Genomic DNA, 15,450 nt, shown 5'->3' with positions numbered 1-15,450 from the left:
CGCGGGCCTTCGCTAGCATCCACAGAATTGCCGCCAACCCTCTTGAATTCCTCGCTTTTCCGTCGCTGACATTCGCGGGCCTTCGCGGGAAGCCTCTGCACGTTCTTAGGGAACGGCTTAGGGATGCGACCAATCCTGACGTAGGTGTATGTTCTCGTTCCGTTCTAGGTGAGACATGAGCCGCGTTACGAACAGACTGACCAGTAGAGGAGCCCTCGCAATCCGCGCGCCCGGCATGCACGCGGACGGGAGAGGACTCTATCTGCGGGTCGATCAGGCGGGCGGCAGAAGCTGGGTGCTGATCTACCACCTCAACCGCCGACGTCGGGAGATGGGGCTTGGCGGTCTGGATGCTGTAGGCCTCGGGCGGGCCCGAGAACTGGCCGAGGAGGCCCGCGAGGCCGTCCGCCGAGGTGACGACCCCATACTCATGCGCAAGGCCGCCAAGGCCCCGCCGCAGGGCCGAACATTCGAGGCCGTGGCGTCCGACGTCCTGGATGAACTTGAGAAGGGCTGGAAGTCACCGAAGTCGCGGCCGCAATGGGAAGCCTCGCTGACCCAGCATGCCCCGGCGATCTGGAAGGCTGACGTCGCCGAAGTCGACACCGACATGGTGCTGGAATGCCTGAAGCCGATCTGGACGACCCTGCCGGAGACGGCGCGGCGGGTCCGGGGGCGGATCGAGCGGGTCTTGGACGCCGCCAAGGTGAAGGGCCTGCGGACCGGGGAGAACCCGGCGCGCTGGGGCGGGCACCTTGCTGTTCTTCTCGCCAGCACCCGGGCGATGAAGAAGCACCACGCCGCCATGCCCTACGCCGAGGTGCCGGCCTTCATCACGAAGCTGGCGAGCCGGGAGAGCATTTCCGCCCTGGCCCTGCGGTTCATCATCCTGACGGCCTGCCGGTCGGGGGAGGTGAGGGGCGCCCTGTGGTCGGAGATCAAGGGCGACGTCTGGATTGTCCCGGCCAGCCGGATGAAGGCCAAGGCGGAGCATCGCGTCCCGCTTTCGGACGCCGCTCTGGCAGTCCTTGCCGAGATCCCGGTCGAGGCCCGCCGCGATCTGATATTCCCCGGCACGACCGGCAATGCCCTGACCGACGCTGCCGTGTCGAAGGTGCTGCGCATCAACGGCCAGGCCGAGGCGACCGTGCACGGCTTCCGCTCGTCATTCCGGGATTGGGGTGGGGACTGCACTACCCATTCCCGGGAGGTGCTGGAGCAGGCACTCGCCCATCGGGTGGGCGACGCCACCGAGCGCGCCTATCGCCGTCGGGACGCTTTCGAGAAACGCCGCATGCTCATGGATGCGTGGGCGGACCACTGCCTTGGCCGATCCGGCCGTGTGATCCAGATGAAGGACCGGGCATGAGCGACGATGTGAAGCTGGCCACCCTCCTCACTGAGTGTCTGAACGAGCTGAGTCGAGACACGCCTGCTGGCGACGTGCGCGCGGTCGATGCGCTCCGCCAGATCGAAGCGGCGGCGCCGGGCGAGCTTCGCCAGATGGCCGACCGGCTCAAGCTGGCCCGAATGCCCCGCACGACGGCGCACTAGGCCATGTCGCGCCCATGGAACGGGAAGGTCTCCGAGATACCGGAGGGGCGGTGCATAATGGCGGCGTGCGTCCGCCCGGCCTGCGCCGGACATCGCTACTTGCCGCGCGCATACCTTCTCGAGAAGGTTGGTGACATCCCCCTGTTCGAGGTTGAACGGCGGCTGCGTTGCATCGAGCCGCCGCGCCTGAACCGGCGAGGGCCGCCCTGCCGTTCCTCCATGGTGCTCGACTGGGTTCCGACCCCTGAGAACGACAGGCCCAGCAACTGGCGCGGCGATGGGACATAACCCGCGCTTCCGGATGTGGGGCAACGAGGACTGGCAGGGCTACTGCCCCACCATCGGCGACATGGACCGCCGCGGCTGGTCGCTGACGGCGACGTGCAGCACCTGCGACCTGAAGATGGAGGTCCGGGTCGAGGTTGTGATCCGGGAGAAGGGCCGCGCCTGGAGCCCTTGGGGCAAGACCGCGAAATGCCGGCGGCTGCACTGCCATGGGCGGATGTATCTGCGCGGCTATGCGCCCAGGGCGGGCGAATACGTCGACATCTGACCGTCAGACGCAAAGAAGCCCCGGCGACAGGGGGGGCTGTGGGGGTCGGGGCTTCCATCGATGGGAGACGTTTGGAAACGGTCCGGTCGTCGAACCGGGCGAGGCGGCGTTGGTTCCTATGCCGATTTTCGACACAGGAACCCCGCTCGCCTAACGGCGCTGACTCCCGCGGGAAACAGGGAGGTCGCGCCATGCCGATGCGCAAGACACCCCTGCGGGAGACGCAGGGCGTGAAGCTGATCCAGGTCGAGGAGGTCTCGGCCGACGGGACGAAGGTGCGATCGACGCACTACCGCCTCACCACCCTCAGACCGAACCAGCCGCGCCTGATCGCCGACGAACGGGATGCGCTGGACGCCTTCGATCTGGAGGTGATCGCCTCCAGCGCCGACCCGGTCGTCCAGCAGTTGATTGATCGCGGGCTGAACTGAGGCGCTGCGGCATTCCGCCCCTGCGGCTGCGAGGCGACAGAACGCCAGGCAACGGCTAGCGTGGTTGTTGCGGATGATCCGGGCCTTGGAGTTGTCCGCCGCGACCCGGCTGAACTCCCCCATGATGCAGCCGGGTCGCACTCCATCCCCGACTCCACAACCCGCCGCCGTCATGTCAGGCTCCGCCCCATGACCCTGACGCCCCGCCCGCGCGAGCCTGAGTTCGCCGACACCGAAACCGACCGCGCCGCGCTTGCGGCCGTCCTCACCGCCGCGGGACAGGAGGCAGCGCCTGATGGCGACCTCGCCGAGATGAACGTCCGTTGGGACAAGCTCTCCTACGCCCTGTTCAGCGCCCAGCCCGAGGCCTTCGATCGCTGGGCCGAAGCCCTTCACGCCGCGACGGCGAAGGCGGACAAGCCGGTGCGTCAGCGCATCAGCGAACTGGAGGGCCACCTGGTCGGCTGGCGGATCGGCGATGTGTAACCTCTACAGCGTCGGCAAGCACCAGCAGGCGATCCTGCAGATGGCCGAGGCGATGACGCCCGATGTCGGCAACTTCCCGCCGATCCCCGGCGTCTTCCCCGACTATCAGGCCCCGGTCCTGCGCCGGAACGCCGCCGGCCAGACCGAGCTGGCGATGCCGCGCTGGGGCATGCCCAGCTCGAAGAAGGCGATCTTCGACGCCGCCACCACCCGGGCCGACAAGCTGAGGGCCAAGGGCAAGGACGTCGACTTCGACGAGCTGCACAAGATGGAGCCCGACAAGGGCACGACCAACATCCGGCGTACCGACAGCCGCCACTGGGCGCCCTGGCTGGGCGTCGAGCACCGCTGCCTTGTGCCCTTCACCGCCTTCAACGAACCCGATCAGGTCGAACGCGGCCCGTCGGTCTGGTTCGCCTTGGACGAGGAGCGCCCGCTGGCCTTCTTCGCCGGCGTCTGGACCGCCCATGCGGGCGTGCGGATGATCTCGAAAGGGTGGGAGGATCTGGAGGTTTTCGCCTTCCTCACGACCGACGCCAACGCCGATGTCGCCCCTTTCCACCCGAAGGCCATGCCGGCCATCCTGACGACGGCCGAGGAGCGGGATGTCTGGATGCGGGGGCCTTGGGCGGAAGCGAAGGCGCTGCAGAGGCCGCTGCCGAATGGCGCGCTGACGATCGTGCAGCGGGGCGGGAAGAAGGATCCGGCGGAGGAGATGGCGTGAGCGACGACGGCGAAGCCCCGATTTATCCGCTCATGGCCTTCGGGACCGGAATCGCCGACGGGCAGGTCGGCCTTGAGCTGGAACTGGCCACAGACCGGGAGGAGTACGAGAAGCGGGAAGGTTCGGTGCTGGCCATCGTTATGACGCCGGACCATGCGATCGAGCTGGCGAATGCACTGATCGAGCGGGCCGAGCTGGCGAAGCGCGGACCGGTCAACTGAACCGACTCGGCCTATAGGCCGCGCCCATGACCGCCGATGAATTGAACGACCGCCTCGACGCCATGATCGCCGCCGCCGGCGAGGAGCCCGACAAGCTGCCGGGGTTGATCACCGTCAGGACCGAAGACTGGATCTACGGCGGGACCGGCGACGTGCGCGCGACCTGCAAGGCGCTGAACGACGGCCTCCGCCACCGCGACGTGGTGATCAAGATTTCGACCGACTACGAGACGAAGGTCTTCATGCGGTCGGAAGCCAGCGGTCGCGGCGAGCCCTATCGTGATCCACTCCCGAGGCCCTGAACGCGGGAAAGGCCCGCCTCCCGAAGGAAGCGGGCCTCGAACGCCTCATGGGGCGCTGATTATCGAACTGTCCGGAAATCCCGGAGGGTTGCGGCTAGCCGGGATCAGGGCGCCGCCCCGCACACCACCTTCGCGTCTGCTCGATCCTGCTTTCCAGCCGCGCCGTGCGGGCGTCCTTCTGGGCCTCCGACAGCTCGCGAGCGCTGAACCGGTCCGCGCCGAGGATGCGTATGCCGCCCACGTCGAGCGCCAGCCGCTCGTCTTCCGTCACAGGCACGGCGCCCGGCCGGGGCTCCAGCGCCGCCGTTGCTGATGCAGGGCAGGGGTCGAGGACCGGGGCCGAGATCACGGGCTCTGGCGTGGTCGTACAGGCGGCCAGCGCAAGGCCGGCCATGAGGATCAGGATGCGGGGCATTGAGACCTCCCGATTGCGATGCCGACCTGACGTCCACGGGTAAAGAGTTCGGCGCCCTCGCCCTGACAGACGATGGCGGCTTCCTGTGCCTGAACAGCGCCGTCCGCCTCGGCGCGGGCGGCGGTGCGAAGAGCGTCGGTCAGCGCGTTGCGGGAAGCCTTCAGGTCGGCTTCCAGCCTACGGACCTCGGCGCGCTCGTGACGCAGCTGCCGACCCTGGACCATCAGACCGGCAGTCTGGGCGAGCAGAGCAGCGGCGAAGCCCAAGGCGACCCAGCCTTTGGTGGTGAGCATGGTCAGGCCTCCTTCCATTCAGGCATGGGCACGATCAGACCTGCGAGAGCGTGCGTGGAATCCGAGCAGAATTCCCAATGCCCAGAGCGGATGAAGCTGTGGCAGTGGCCCGGCGGATCGCCCTCCTCGCGAACGTACGAAGGATCAACCGCTTGCCCGGTCTTCACCGACAGGCTGGGCGAGAAGGTTGGGGCTTCGAGGTTTCCGTCGAAGGTCCAGCGGGCACCGTTCGGGAGCGGCTTCTCGACGGCGATGTGATGCCAGGTGTTGCAGCCCGGGCATTGAGCGAAGTAGCCGCCATCGACCCGGCGGAGGAAGGGGCCGGCGGCACTCACAGGATCAGCCCCTTGGCCTTGTTCGTCTGGGCGAGCCGCTCAGCCTCATGGTTGGCCGGGCGGTCCGACTTCGGATTTCCCCGGTTCACCCCGCGCGAGCAGGCCGCGACGTTGTCCTGGTCGGCCCAGGCGTTCAGGCCCATCCGGGACCAGAACAGCGTGCTGGCCAGCAGGCCGAGCGAGGGGTTCGACAGGAGTTGCGGGTTGCTCTCCAGATCGATGCCGAGGGTCCGCCCGTCGCGACGATAGTTGGCCCGGCCCGTGGTCTGGATAGGCCCTCGCCCTTTGAACCGTTTGCCGTCGCCGGGCTGGGTGTTGCCGAGATCGGCGCGGCCCTCATAGGCAGCCCCGCTGGCGATCTCTTCCATGTAGCGGAAGCCGCCGGACTCGTGTGCGCACTGACCCATGAAGTGCGCCAGCCTTAGACCGGTATCGAGGATCCCATAGGTGCGGAAGTGGACATTGGCTGCGAGACCCAGCTCAGCGGCCAAGACAGCCGGAGCGCCCATTCGCTGGAACAGAGCGGCGAGCGTGCCGGCCCCGATTATGCCGTCGACGGTCACGCCGAGACGAGTTTGCAGACGCCGTGCGTCGAGCATGCTTAGGCTCCTAAGTAGTTTCATTGGTGAGACGGGAGGGATCGGAGCGCCGGCTCGATACTTTTCACATGCGGGAAAGCCCGGATCCTCACACCGGGAAGACCCCGGCGGCGGCGCACCGAACCTTCACTGGCTCAGGAGCGTCGCCGCTAGCATTCCCGGAGACCGGCTCTATGGTGTCGCTGCGCGCATCGTGCACCGCGGCTCGGCCCTCGTTCGTCCCCCGGCGACTGAAGCCGAGCCGCAAGCGATGGACGAACCGGGTTTGTCCGTGACAACTTCGCGCCATGACAAGACTGACGAAACCCGAGAACCGAGCGTTGCTGGTGATGAACGCCTGCCCCCACTCGTTTGAGATCGCCGCGTCTCTTGGCCGAGGGGTTGGACCGAAAACGCTTCAAGGTCTCGTGGATCGCGGCCTCGCCCTGACGGGACCGGATCGCCAAGGCAACAAGGGCTACGCAATCACCGAAGCCGGTCGAGCGTGCCTTTGATGCCCGGCCTCAGTTAGCTTCCGCCGCCGGCGTTTAGGGCGAGAAACACCGCCATCGCGGCCAGCACCACGATAGCCCCCAGCATGATCGCCAGCCGACCCTGACGCTGGCGCTTCGGTTCGTCGGGCGGGGGCAGGTCGCCAACGGCGGCGGGCGGAACGGCCATGGCTGCAAACTTCACCGGTCCGTCGCGACCAATCAGGGCAGCCAGTCGCATGAACTGCACCGACCACGGAGGCGGCGCGCGGTCCCGCATCACCCAGTCCAGTACGGCGAGCGAAAGGCCCAGCACCAGCAGGCCGCCTAACGGGGCCATCACGCTAATCCGGCTGACCTCGACCAGCTTGCCGGGAAAGATCAAGGTCAGCCCCCGGCACATGGCGATCAGCGCTCCGCACCACGCCAGCCAGCGCCAGACCCTTTTGACGGTCTTCACGCTGTCGAAGGCAGGGCCGAGCAGGCGCGAGACCTCCAGCAGGATTCCACCGGCGGCGATCCACAGAAGGCCTGCGGTGATGACGGTCAGAGGGCCGAGGCTCATGACTTGGGCTCCTGGTTGAAGACGGCGCGGACGACACGCTCCATCATGTTGAAGAGACCCCTCGGGTCGTTGGTCACCATCCAGCCCAGCACAACGCTGACGAAGCGCATGTCGAGGGCTGGAACGGTCCGCAGTATCCACATCACTGTGGCCTCTGCGATGACCAGACCGGCGGGGACGCCGAATACCAGCCTGAGCCACGCCTTCCGCCGCGCCTCGGGCGTCCCGGCCTTGGCCGAGTAGGCCGTCACCAGACCATAGGCCCCGGACAGCAGGCCGCCGCAAAGGCCCCAGAAGCCCGGATAATCACGCGGGTCGAACATCCACCCCTCCAGAATGTCGGCCAGTACAGATCAGCCGACGCGAAGGCGTGGCGAACAACGAAACTCAGGTCGCCGGTTCGGCCGGCGGCTCCGGCTCGGGCGCCGGTTGCAGGTCGGCGGTGATGCGGTTCAGCCGCCCCTGCAGGCTGTCGAAGCAGCGCACGGTGCTTTGGGCCAGCGTGGCCAGGTCCAGGCTGGCGCCCGGCAGGCTCGTCAGCACGGTCCGCAGCGCCTCGACCGGACCAGCCAGCCCGGCGACGGCGGTCGCGGCCTCCTCCAGCGCGCCCAGCGCCTCGACCCGCCGGGCGTTCTCGGCCTGCACGGCCTCGAGCTGTTTCTGGAAATCGTGGGCGGCCAGCTGCGCGCGCATGGCCGCGGCCTGTTCTTCGGTCAGGGGTTGCGGATCGGCCATCAGGCGTCCTTTCGGTTCTGGTGTTGAGGAATGCGGTCAGCCGCCAGCGACCCACTGGACTTCGAGGTAGACGTCCACCCCGCCTGTGATGTTGCTCGTTCCCGAGGCGCGCTGGATCTCCAGGACCAGCGACGTCGCCCCGCTGGCCACCGAGGCCTTCGCCGCCGCCGGCACGATGATGTCGGCGGTCTGCGCCGCGGAGTCGCCCAAGAACGATCCGCTCCACAGGACCGTCGCGCCCTGACGGATGCGCCAGTTGCCGCTGAACAGGGTGGTCGGCGAGATCGTGATCGCGAGGGCCGAAGTGTTGACCGTCGCCTTCAGCATGCCGCCCGTCGGCAAGGCGGCAAAGGCGACGCTCGCCCAGGCCACCCAGGTCGTGTTGTTCGACGTGTTGTTCGACGTGCTCGCCGATTTCAGCAGCGCCCCGCCCGATGCGCCCGCCGAGGGCAGGCCGGACCCGCCGACATAGGGCGTCGCATGGGCGCGATAGAAATACGCATTGGCCCGGCTGATGGCCGAGAAGGCCACGGTGTCCGGCCCCATCCACTCCCGCAACTGGCCATCCGTCCCGAACGAGGCGCCCAGCGCCAGCACCGACCGGACGCCGTTGCTGGTCGTCCTGAGCGTGTCGGTCGCGTCGTCGAAGAAGGTGTTCTCGCCGAAATAGATCTTGTCGGCCATCAGGCCCGCGACCGTGCCGTGAACGTCCGACAGAAGCGACAGGATGGCCGCGCCGCCGGGCGAGGTCGCCGCGACCTGGAAGCGGGCCAGCGCCGACTGGTCTTCCAGATCGGCGACGGCCTCCGACACCGTAGTCACGCTGGCCGACAACGCCGGCAGGGCCACCCCCGCCGCGATCTCTTCCGGCGTGGCCGGACGCCAGCCCAATACATGCCAGTCGATCACCGCCGCCCCGGCCGGCGAGAAGCCGGACCAGCGGTTCAGACCGATCAGGTCATACCGATCGACGTCGGTTCCTCGCGCGTCGCGCAGGATGGACCAGCGATAGGTCCGACCCGCTACGCCCGCACCCCGCACGGTGCCCGTCGCGTCCGGGATGGCCGCCAGATTGTGGACCACATAGTTGACCGAGCTCGCCGGGCTGCGCGCATCGAAATAGACGCCCGCCCCCTGCAGCGAGCCGCTCACCAGCGTCAGCTCCACCGACAGGACGACATACTCGCCGCCCGTCGAGGTCGCCCGCGTCTGCCCCGCCAGCAGGCCGACGTTGCCGGTCCCCGTGTTCGAGATCCGCGCGGCGTTCGGCTGGCCATTGCGACCGGTCGCCTTGCTCAGGGCGCCGTTCGCCGGCGTCCACAGCGACCAGCTGGCCGGGGCGGTCCCGGTCCAGTTGGCGAACCGGCTGTTCGGGTTGGCGTTGTTCGAACCCAGCGACGCCGCGACCGATGCGGAGGCGGCGGCCGAGGTCGCGCTGCCGCTGGCCGCGCTGGCCTGGGCGGTCGCCGTCCCTGCTGCGCCCGTGGCCGTGTCCGCCGCCGTGCCCGCGGTCAGGCTGGCCGAGACCGCATCCTCCGCCGCCTCCGACGCCTGCTGCTGATAGGTGTCCGCCTGCCCCGCCGACGCCCCGGCCGAGGTCGCATGACCCAGCGCCGCCAGGGCACGCTCCTCGGCTTCGTCGGCCGAGACGCCCGCCACGGCTGCAGACCCCGCCGCCGCCGTCGCCGACCCGTCCGCGCTTTCCGCCGCGACCAGCGACGCATCGCGCGCCTCGATCGCGTCGGCGATTGCATCCATGATCGACGGATAGCCGCTCAGGATCTCCTCGGCCGCGTCATGGGCCGCCTCGGCCAGCGCCTCCGCCGACACCAGCCGCGCGTTCAGCAGATCCGACGCGACACCGCCCACGTTTTGGGTGTCGTCCGAGATCAGGTCCGGGGCGACGTAGGGGCCGTAGACGTAGCGCGCCGAGTAGTTCTGGTTCCGCTGGTACTGGACCGCGATAAAGTAGGTCGCGCCCGGCTGAAGGCCATCGACCGGGATCGTGGTGACCGTCGGCGGGCCTTGATAGGCCTGCGCCCACGGACCCGTGGCCGACGGTCCGGTCTCGACAATGATGGCCGTGGCCGTGTCGTTGGATACCACGCCGGTCAGGTCAAAGCCGGGCTGCTGACCGCCGCCGGGCGCGGGCGGGCGCAGCGTGATCACCCAGTCGCCGGGCGTGGGCGGGCTCACCGTGCGCGGATCGACCGGCGTTAGCACCTGAGGCTCAGGCGGGACCGGGTTCTGGCCCAGTGCGAAGGGATACTTGGCGTCGGTCTCGCTGACGAACGACACCCGCACGATCCCGGTCGACGGATCATAGTCGGTGTTCAGGCACAGGCACTTCAGCCCGTTCAGGACGAAGCCCTGTTCGGTGATGGTGAAGGCGTCGCCCGGACGGATGCGCTGCATGTGCGGCTTCAGCGGGATCACCCCGGCGATGCCCTCGCGGGTGTTCGCGATCTGGAGCGCGGCCAGCTGGGCCGCCTGCTTCGCATTCGAGACATAGGGGTAGTCGATACCCCGGGTCCGGACCCCACCATCCTCCGTCCGGTACGAGGCCGCAGTCACCTCGCCGTCCAGCGCCGTCATCTGCCAGCGGTGCGCTGGGCTCCAGAAGCGCGGGCGCAGGGTGTTGATGCGGTCGATCCGGCTGGCGGCGGTGTCGATCTCCAGCGGGCCGGCGGTGTCGGCGGCGCTGATGGTGACGATGCTGGTCCGCGGCGCGGCGCGGCTGATGCAGCTGATCTTCCCGGCGCGCTGGGAGTAGATCGCTCCACCAGCCTGCAGGAAGGTCTTCAGCACCTCGTGCTTGTCGTCGTCGGTGTTCGGGTAGGCCGAAACCGTCCAGTTGTTAGCCTTGGCGATGTTGGATGCGTTGACGAAGGCGGGGACGTCGATCCCGGCCAGCTTCGCCCCGATGCCACCGACCTGAAAGTCGGTGCTGCTGCCGTGTGCCGGGGCGCCCTTTAGCGTCGGACCCTCCCACAGGCCCAGCGCCCACTTCAGCGCCCACAGGATCGGGCAGGTCAGCGTGACCCAGGTTGAGGGATCGTTCAGGCGGCAGGTTCCGACGCCGCCCGGGTAGGTGCTGTCCTTGGTCGGATCCCAGCCCTTGAGGCCCACCAGAGTGACGAGCGGCTTCACCTCGCCGGTCGGGAAGGCCGAACCCTTGCTGTTCTCCGCCATCACCATGAGGAAGGCGGCCTTGCCGGACAGCTTGTGCGCAGCCGTCCAGCCGGGCAGTGTCGAGCCGTGCTTCAGTCCGGCGGGGGTGCTCAGCGCGACCGGCGCGGGCTGATGGCCCAGCACCGAGCGGAAGAAGAGCTCCTGATTGTAGGGCTCGACCGTCGCCCCACCATTGGCGTCGAACGTCTGCGGGTAGTCGTCAGCTCGGACCGCCTCGATCGCTGTGATCGGCCCGGCGCCCGACAGGACCGCCGGGATGCCGTAGTACATCAGGTCCGGGCCGAAGGTGTCCCGGTGGATGACGGACCCGGCGACGCCGATCCGGCCCGCGGCGAATGGAATGGGGCCGTCGGGATCAATGACGAACTCGAACGTCCGGCCTCCACTTCCGACCTGCGGCTGGAAGGCCGACATCGCCGCGCTCAGGGCGACATTCGTCAGGACGTTCAGGGCGACCGTCTTGAGCGTCGCCATCAGCGAGAACTTGGCTGCGGCGGCAGGAGCTACGGCGGCCATGGCGCTCGCGGCGGCCGGGAGGGCGAACATCAGACCCTCCAGGCGCAGACGAAGAGATGAGGGACCATCGGCTCGATCAGGCCGGTGGCGGCGTTGGCGGCCAGAACGCGGCCATTGTCGAGTGCGACGGCCAGCGAGCAGCCGAAGGCGTCATCCTCGCCGACCGGGAGGGCAATGATGTCCCCCGGCAGAGCCGCGGCGGGAGCGATACGCTTCAGCCCCGTGGCGTCCATCAGCTCGACCAGATCCTTGAACCCGAGACCCCGGACGTATTTCAGGACAGCGGGCCAGCTCTTGCCTTTGCAGCCGTTCAGCAGCTTCGCCGACCGGCCCATCCGATGCATCGCCATCGCGGCGGGGCGGGCGCAATGAACCTCCGGGGTGAGCGGCTTGAAGGCAAAGCGGTCCATACAGGCCTGCGTCGCCGCAGCCCGCTTGAGAAGGTCGGTCATGTCTGAGGTCAGCCCCCGAAGATCTTCAGCAGGCGCTTGAAGACGCCGGGGTTCTCCGGGCGGCTCCGCCATTCCTTTTTGCGGGTCACGCCATCGACGAAGGAAAGGCCCTTCTCACCGGGCCAGATCAGCTGATGGAAGGAGTCGTTGAGGCGCCAGTCGGCATTCTGCTCAAGCTGGCGCTCGGCTTGCGTCCCGCACTCCAGCGTCAGCAGCCAGTTGTCGCCGACCTGAAACCGCGCCTTGTCGATCTCGCCGTCGAACTTCAGTTCGGGCTGGCCGATCAGCAGGCCGGTGTCGCGGTTGATCGCGCCTTCCCACCACTGGACGCGAGTGCCTTGGGTCGTGGGGGAGGCGAGGGCGGCTGCGGCGTTCTCTGAAGCCGGAAAGATCGGCACGTCGATCCGGGTCGTCTCCGCCTCGCTGCCATCCTTGATCGACCCGATCTTGTCGAATGAGCCATAGGTCGGATGGTTGCTGACGTAGGTCTCCGGCCCATTGCCCTCCGCGGCGTCGAAGACGACGAAGCCCCCGTCCGTCAAGCAGATCGCCCCGCCGACCATGTCCAGCCGGATCAGAGTGCATTTCAGGACCGCCGCCTGCTGGAAGGCGGTGACGAGGGCGGCGTCCATCAGCGCTCCCTAACCGTGAACTGCAGGCCGACAAGGCGATCGATCCCGACGGCCCACTCGCCGAGGTCACGGACGAATCCCTCGATCATGGGCTGGGCGATCTCGACGGTGCTGTTGTCGGCTGGCGAGGTGCGCAGCATGGTCCGCAGCGGCACAGTGGCCTGCCCGGAACTGTTCGCCGTCGCGGTCGCCCGCGCCCGGTACAGGAACCGGCGACCGCCCGTGATGACCGACAGAAACTGGCCCTTGCGGATCGCATAGCTGGGCGTCAGGCCGTCGATGATCAGCGAACTGCCGGACTGGCCGGCGCCGTTGACCAAGGGAACGCCGGGCGCACCGGTGTTGAAGCCCGGCTGGTGAACCTTCATCACCACGGTGTCGCCCTCGGCCATGAGGTCGTCCCACTCCATCGAGCGGAAGTAGGGCATCACCGGCATGCGGAAAGTCAGGGCGTAGCGGCTACCCTTGCGGGCGATCTCCTGCTCGCCGTCCCCATAGGCCGGCGCGAGGACATTCTTCGAGGTGACCAGATCGATCCCCATCCACGACGGAGCGGGATAGATCGGCAGGACCAGCGCAGCCATCAGCGGCGGCGTCCGAGGGTGTAGCGGTCGCGGCGGGCCATATCGTCCGGCACGGCCTTGCGCGCGGAACTGAAGGCGGCTCCGGCCTGCGGGGCCGAGCGGTCATCGACGTAGGCGTTGAAGCGGTCGTCGTTCGGCTCGACGATCACCCGCGTAACCCCGCTACCACGCCGTTCGCCGGCGCCCGCCGCCATCCGCATTGAGACGTCGTGCGGGATGATCTGAGTGCCGTTCGGGAGGGTCATCAGCTCGCCTCCCAGTTCATTGAAAACGCCCATGCCGCCTGCCCATGACAGGTCACCACTGGCCCGGCGGGGCAGAAGCTTGCCCAGCCAGCCGAACAGGCTGGAGCCAATGTTGCCCGCGCCGCCGCCGAACCCGCCGAGGCCTCCACCGGGGAACAGCGTGCCCGCCAGCGGCTCAATGATGCCGCGACGGATCGAAATCTGGAGCAGGTCGGCGAGGATCTGCTTGGCGACGTTCGAGAAGACCTCGCCCAGGTTTCGGCTGTTGATGATCGCATCAACCAAGCCGTCGTTCAGGGCGTCGAGACCGTTTGCCGCGACCCGCTCATAGGCCTCGGAGATTTCGTCGGCGGTCTTCAGCGAGGCGTCCCGCCACTCGGCCAGCGGGCCTTGATTGTTGCGGATCACCGCGGCGCGCTCAGCTTCCTCGCGGCGTCCGTTCATGTCCCAGGCGCGCTGGCGGTCATCGTCGGTCAGGCCTGGCGTCTTGTTCAGTTCGGCGTCCAGCGCGTCCCGGCGCTGCTTCTGGGTGATCGCCAGAAGCTCAAGTTCGATCTGCTGGCGCTCCTTGGCAGTGCGGGCGGCGCCGGACTGGAGCGACAGGAGGTCTGCGGTCAGGTCGGAGAGGAGACGGGCGTTGGCCAGTTCCTCGTCGCGGATTTCGAGGATCGACCGGTCGGTGAGGATGCGATCTTCGACGATGTCGGCCTGCTCGTGCGCAAGGCGCAGCTGTTCGGCCTCCACCTCCTTGATCTCGCCACGCGCGACCTTGGACTTGATCTCGGCGTCTCGGGCCTCGCGGTCCATGTGCAGTTGATCGACGGCAAGGTCCCATCGCTGCTGGGCGGTAAGCAGGTCGCCCTCAGACACATCGAGCAGGCGCTGCCGGGCGCGGTAGATTTCCTGTTCGACGCGTTCAGCTCTGCGGGCCTCGCGCTCGGCGGCGCGCTGGGCCGAGTTGTCGGACCGGGGCGTGCGTCCTACCGGAGTGAGCGTGGGGGAGCCGGGGGTGCGCGGAAGCTCTTTCGTCTCGAACTGGCCTACAGTCTGGTTCCACCAGTCGCGGCGGCTGGCGTATTCCTCGTACTCGTCCTCTCGGCGGCCCTGTTCTCCCGTGACAACCCGGATGCCCGCGCGCACCCGATTGCGGGCGAAAGCAAAGAGCGCGCCGGCAGCGCCGAACTTGGCCGCGTTCTGCTCCGTCTCATCCGGGAAGTCCCCGGTGAACTCGGAACGATCCCTCCACCGGTTCCACGCCGCCAAGAGGTCGTTGAACTTGGCGATGGCCTCTGCCAGCGAGTTGGCGAATGCGATGATCTCGTCGGAGGCGAGCACGAAGGACTCTGCCACTTCAACCGAAACGACGGAGGACAGATCCTCCAGCCTCTCTTGTGCTCTCGCACCTTTCACGATCAGCTCGGCGTCCATAACATGCCCGGCATCCCGCGCCTCGTCCCGAAGGTGGGCCACGGCGTCGCCGCCTTCACGGAACGCGCTGGCCATCTCGCCGAGGCCTACCTTAGTGGCGGCTGCCGTCCGATCAGTCTCCGTGCCCAGATCGCTGATGCGGTCGATGACGGCATCAAGGGCCTGTTCGACCGAACCGAAGTTACGAAGGTCTTCCTGACTGAATCCGAGCGCCTTGAAGGCGTCCAGGTCGCCCTTGGACAGGCCTGCGGCCGCGCTCGCGAACTTCTTCCCGAAGCTGTCGATTGCGGCCTCGGCATTGCCGAGCTCCCCGCCCGTCTTTCGGGCGACGAACTGGAGCTCCTGAAGGACGTCGGTGGACACGCCCACCCGCTGGGCGCTGTCGCTGAGGTCGGCCGCCATCTGGATCGAGGCCTTGCCCACCGCGACCAGTGCGCCTGCTGCTGCGATCGAAAATGCTACGACCGCTGCGACCGCGCCCCCGATCTTCTTCATCCCCGCAGAAATCCCGTCAGCCGATCGGTTGGCGTCGGCTTCCATATTCCCAGTGGCCTGCTTGAGGACCAGTTGAGCCTCAGCCAGGTCTTTCTTCAGCTTGTCGAGGGTTGCTCGGAGCTCGAACTCGGCGGAGCCGACGACACGATCAGACATCCGTCACTCCGGAATTGAAAAGGGCGGCTCCGAAGAACCGCCCTCTGCGTTGGCCTGCTTTGATCGG

Annotated in this window: 20 protein-coding genes; 8 read left to right on the top strand and 12 right to left on the bottom strand. The window is 67.7% G+C overall.

The annotated features are described in order from the left end of the window. Positions 1–175: 175 nt before the first annotated feature. The 8 genes from ACFQQC_RS07060 to ACFQQC_RS07025 all read left to right on the top strand — a co-directional run bounded on the left by ACFQQC_RS07060 (position 176) and on the right by ACFQQC_RS07025 (position 4,271). Positions 176–1,369 carry a tyrosine-type recombinase/integrase gene (locus tag ACFQQC_RS07060; protein ID WP_376861087.1) on the top strand — a complete coding sequence of 398 codons (1,194 nt, stop codon included), beginning with the start codon at positions 176–178 and terminating at the stop codon, positions 1,367–1,369. After that, positions 1,366–1,554 carry a hypothetical protein gene (locus ACFQQC_RS07055; RefSeq protein ID WP_376861086.1) on the top strand — a complete coding sequence of 63 codons (189 nt, stop codon included), beginning with the start codon at positions 1,366–1,368 and terminating at the stop codon, positions 1,552–1,554. Before ACFQQC_RS07060 ends, ACFQQC_RS07055 begins: the two co-directional genes overlap by 4 nt. A gap of 277 nt (positions 1,555–1,831) precedes the next feature. Beyond that, positions 1,832–2,107: a hypothetical protein gene (locus ACFQQC_RS07050; RefSeq protein ID WP_376861084.1), complete on the top strand. Its 276-nt coding sequence runs from the start codon at positions 1,832–1,834 to the stop codon at positions 2,105–2,107. A 191-nt stretch (positions 2,108–2,298) separates the two neighbouring features. After that, complete coding sequence (locus tag ACFQQC_RS07045) at positions 2,299–2,538, top strand: hypothetical protein (protein ID WP_376861082.1); 240 nt, start codon at positions 2,299–2,301, stop codon at positions 2,536–2,538. Between the two features lie 189 nt (positions 2,539–2,727). Next, positions 2,728–3,024, top strand: coding sequence for a hypothetical protein (locus tag ACFQQC_RS07040; RefSeq protein ID WP_376861080.1), 297 nt, complete (start codon positions 2,728–2,730; stop codon positions 3,022–3,024). Beyond that, positions 3,017–3,748, top strand: a complete 732-nt coding sequence (locus tag ACFQQC_RS07035) for an SOS response-associated peptidase (protein ID WP_376861078.1) — start codon at positions 3,017–3,019, stop codon at positions 3,746–3,748. The genes ACFQQC_RS07040 and ACFQQC_RS07035 overlap by 8 nt, the downstream gene beginning before the upstream one ends. Then, a complete protein-coding gene (locus tag ACFQQC_RS07030; RefSeq protein WP_376861076.1) occupies positions 3,745–3,969 on the top strand; it encodes a hypothetical protein in 225 nt (74 codons plus the stop codon). Before ACFQQC_RS07035 ends, ACFQQC_RS07030 begins: the two co-directional genes overlap by 4 nt. A 26-nt stretch (positions 3,970–3,995) precedes the next feature. Then, positions 3,996–4,271: a hypothetical protein gene (locus ACFQQC_RS07025; RefSeq protein ID WP_376861074.1), complete on the top strand. Its 276-nt coding sequence runs from the start codon at positions 3,996–3,998 to the stop codon at positions 4,269–4,271. 94 nt (positions 4,272–4,365) lie between these two features. On the opposite strand, the gene ACFQQC_RS07020 is transcribed toward ACFQQC_RS07025, so the two are convergent. From ACFQQC_RS07020 to ACFQQC_RS06965, 12 genes are all read right to left on the bottom strand, one after another. Continuing rightward, positions 4,366–4,686 carry a hypothetical protein gene (locus ACFQQC_RS07020; RefSeq protein ID WP_376861072.1) on the bottom strand — a complete coding sequence of 107 codons (321 nt, stop codon included), beginning with the start codon at positions 4,684–4,686 and terminating at the stop codon, positions 4,366–4,368. After that, positions 4,671–4,979 (bottom strand): hypothetical protein, encoded by a 309-nt coding sequence (locus ACFQQC_RS07015; protein ID WP_376861070.1) that lies wholly within the window; start codon positions 4,977–4,979, stop codon positions 4,671–4,673. The genes ACFQQC_RS07020 and ACFQQC_RS07015 overlap by 16 nt, the downstream gene beginning before the upstream one ends. 2 nt (positions 4,980–4,981) lie before the next feature. Next, positions 4,982–5,314, bottom strand: coding sequence for a DUF6527 family protein (locus tag ACFQQC_RS07010; protein WP_376861069.1), 333 nt, complete (start codon positions 5,312–5,314; stop codon positions 4,982–4,984). Further along, complete coding sequence (locus tag ACFQQC_RS07005) at positions 5,311–5,913, bottom strand: glycoside hydrolase family 19 protein (RefSeq protein WP_376861067.1); 603 nt, start codon at positions 5,911–5,913, stop codon at positions 5,311–5,313. The genes ACFQQC_RS07010 and ACFQQC_RS07005 overlap by 4 nt, the downstream gene beginning before the upstream one ends. Positions 5,914–6,420: 507 nt before the next feature. Continuing rightward, positions 6,421–6,948, bottom strand: coding sequence for a hypothetical protein (locus ACFQQC_RS07000; protein WP_376861065.1), 528 nt, complete (start codon positions 6,946–6,948; stop codon positions 6,421–6,423). Then, entirely contained in the window at positions 6,945–7,271 is a 327-nt protein-coding gene (locus ACFQQC_RS06995) for a hypothetical protein (RefSeq protein WP_376861063.1), read from the bottom strand. The genes ACFQQC_RS07000 and ACFQQC_RS06995 overlap by 4 nt, the downstream gene beginning before the upstream one ends. Positions 7,272–7,335: 64 nt before the next feature. Next, complete coding sequence (locus ACFQQC_RS06990) at positions 7,336–7,683, bottom strand: hypothetical protein (RefSeq protein ID WP_376861061.1); 348 nt, start codon at positions 7,681–7,683, stop codon at positions 7,336–7,338. Positions 7,684–7,719: 36 nt separating this feature from the next. Continuing rightward, positions 7,720–11,421 (bottom strand): hypothetical protein, encoded by a 3,702-nt coding sequence (locus ACFQQC_RS06985; RefSeq protein WP_376861059.1) that lies wholly within the window; start codon positions 11,419–11,421, stop codon positions 7,720–7,722. Next, a complete protein-coding gene (locus tag ACFQQC_RS06980) occupies positions 11,421–11,843 on the bottom strand; it encodes a DUF6950 family protein (RefSeq protein ID WP_376861057.1) in 423 nt (140 codons plus the stop codon). Before ACFQQC_RS06980 ends, ACFQQC_RS06985 begins: the two co-directional genes overlap by 1 nt. 8 nt (positions 11,844–11,851) lie before the next feature. Beyond that, entirely contained in the window at positions 11,852–12,475 is a 624-nt protein-coding gene (locus tag ACFQQC_RS06975; RefSeq protein ID WP_376861055.1) for a hypothetical protein, read from the bottom strand. After that, positions 12,475–13,059: a hypothetical protein gene (locus tag ACFQQC_RS06970; protein ID WP_376861054.1), complete on the bottom strand. Its 585-nt coding sequence runs from the start codon at positions 13,057–13,059 to the stop codon at positions 12,475–12,477. Before ACFQQC_RS06970 ends, ACFQQC_RS06975 begins: the two co-directional genes overlap by 1 nt. After that, positions 13,059–15,383, bottom strand: coding sequence for a hypothetical protein (locus ACFQQC_RS06965; RefSeq protein WP_376861052.1), 2,325 nt, complete (start codon positions 15,381–15,383; stop codon positions 13,059–13,061). Before ACFQQC_RS06965 ends, ACFQQC_RS06970 begins: the two co-directional genes overlap by 1 nt. Positions 15,384–15,450 lie beyond the last annotated feature (67 nt).

Source organism: Brevundimonas sp. GCM10030266 (assembly GCF_042666595.1).
GTDB lineage: Bacteria > Pseudomonadota > Alphaproteobacteria > Caulobacterales > Caulobacteraceae > Brevundimonas.
Note: the sequence above shows the minus strand (reverse complement) of the source record. Positions and strands in the feature narration are given on the sequence as shown.

Excerpts from the sequence above, each read along its gene's own strand:
- ACFQQC_RS07060 (WP_376861087.1), top strand. The coding sequence starts at position 176 with ATGAGCCGCGTTACGAACAGACTGACCAGTAGAGGAGCCCTCGCAATC.
- ACFQQC_RS07055 (WP_376861086.1), top strand. The coding sequence starts at position 1,366 with ATGAGCGACGATGTGAAGCTGGCCACCCTCCTCACTGAGTGTCTGAAC.
- ACFQQC_RS07050 (WP_376861084.1), top strand. The coding sequence starts at position 1,832 with ATGGGACATAACCCGCGCTTCCGGATGTGGGGCAACGAGGACTGGCAG.
- ACFQQC_RS07045 (WP_376861082.1), top strand. The coding sequence starts at position 2,299 with ATGCCGATGCGCAAGACACCCCTGCGGGAGACGCAGGGCGTGAAGCTG.
- ACFQQC_RS07040 (WP_376861080.1), top strand. The coding sequence starts at position 2,728 with ATGACCCTGACGCCCCGCCCGCGCGAGCCTGAGTTCGCCGACACCGAA.
- ACFQQC_RS07035 (WP_376861078.1), top strand. The coding sequence starts at position 3,017 with ATGTGTAACCTCTACAGCGTCGGCAAGCACCAGCAGGCGATCCTGCAG.
- ACFQQC_RS07025 (WP_376861074.1), top strand. The coding sequence starts at position 3,996 with ATGACCGCCGATGAATTGAACGACCGCCTCGACGCCATGATCGCCGCC.
- ACFQQC_RS07020 (WP_376861072.1), bottom strand. The coding sequence starts at position 4,686 with ATGCCCCGCATCCTGATCCTCATGGCCGGCCTTGCGCTGGCCGCCTGT.
- ACFQQC_RS07015 (WP_376861070.1), bottom strand. The coding sequence starts at position 4,979 with ATGCTCACCACCAAAGGCTGGGTCGCCTTGGGCTTCGCCGCTGCTCTG.
- ACFQQC_RS07005 (WP_376861067.1), bottom strand. The coding sequence starts at position 5,913 with ATGCTCGACGCACGGCGTCTGCAAACTCGTCTCGGCGTGACCGTCGAC.
- ACFQQC_RS07000 (WP_376861065.1), bottom strand. The coding sequence starts at position 6,948 with ATGAGCCTCGGCCCTCTGACCGTCATCACCGCAGGCCTTCTGTGGATC.
- ACFQQC_RS06995 (WP_376861063.1), bottom strand. The coding sequence starts at position 7,271 with ATGTTCGACCCGCGTGATTATCCGGGCTTCTGGGGCCTTTGCGGCGGC.
- ACFQQC_RS06990 (WP_376861061.1), bottom strand. The coding sequence starts at position 7,683 with ATGGCCGATCCGCAACCCCTGACCGAAGAACAGGCCGCGGCCATGCGC.
- ACFQQC_RS06985 (WP_376861059.1), bottom strand. The coding sequence starts at position 11,421 with ATGTTCGCCCTCCCGGCCGCCGCGAGCGCCATGGCCGCCGTAGCTCCT.
- ACFQQC_RS06980 (WP_376861057.1), bottom strand. The coding sequence starts at position 11,843 with ATGACCGACCTTCTCAAGCGGGCTGCGGCGACGCAGGCCTGTATGGAC.
- ACFQQC_RS06975 (WP_376861055.1), bottom strand. The coding sequence starts at position 12,475 with ATGGACGCCGCCCTCGTCACCGCCTTCCAGCAGGCGGCGGTCCTGAAA.
- ACFQQC_RS06970 (WP_376861054.1), bottom strand. The coding sequence starts at position 13,059 with ATGGCTGCGCTGGTCCTGCCGATCTATCCCGCTCCGTCGTGGATGGGG.
- ACFQQC_RS06965 (WP_376861052.1), bottom strand. The coding sequence starts at position 15,383 with ATGTCTGATCGTGTCGTCGGCTCCGCCGAGTTCGAGCTCCGAGCAACC.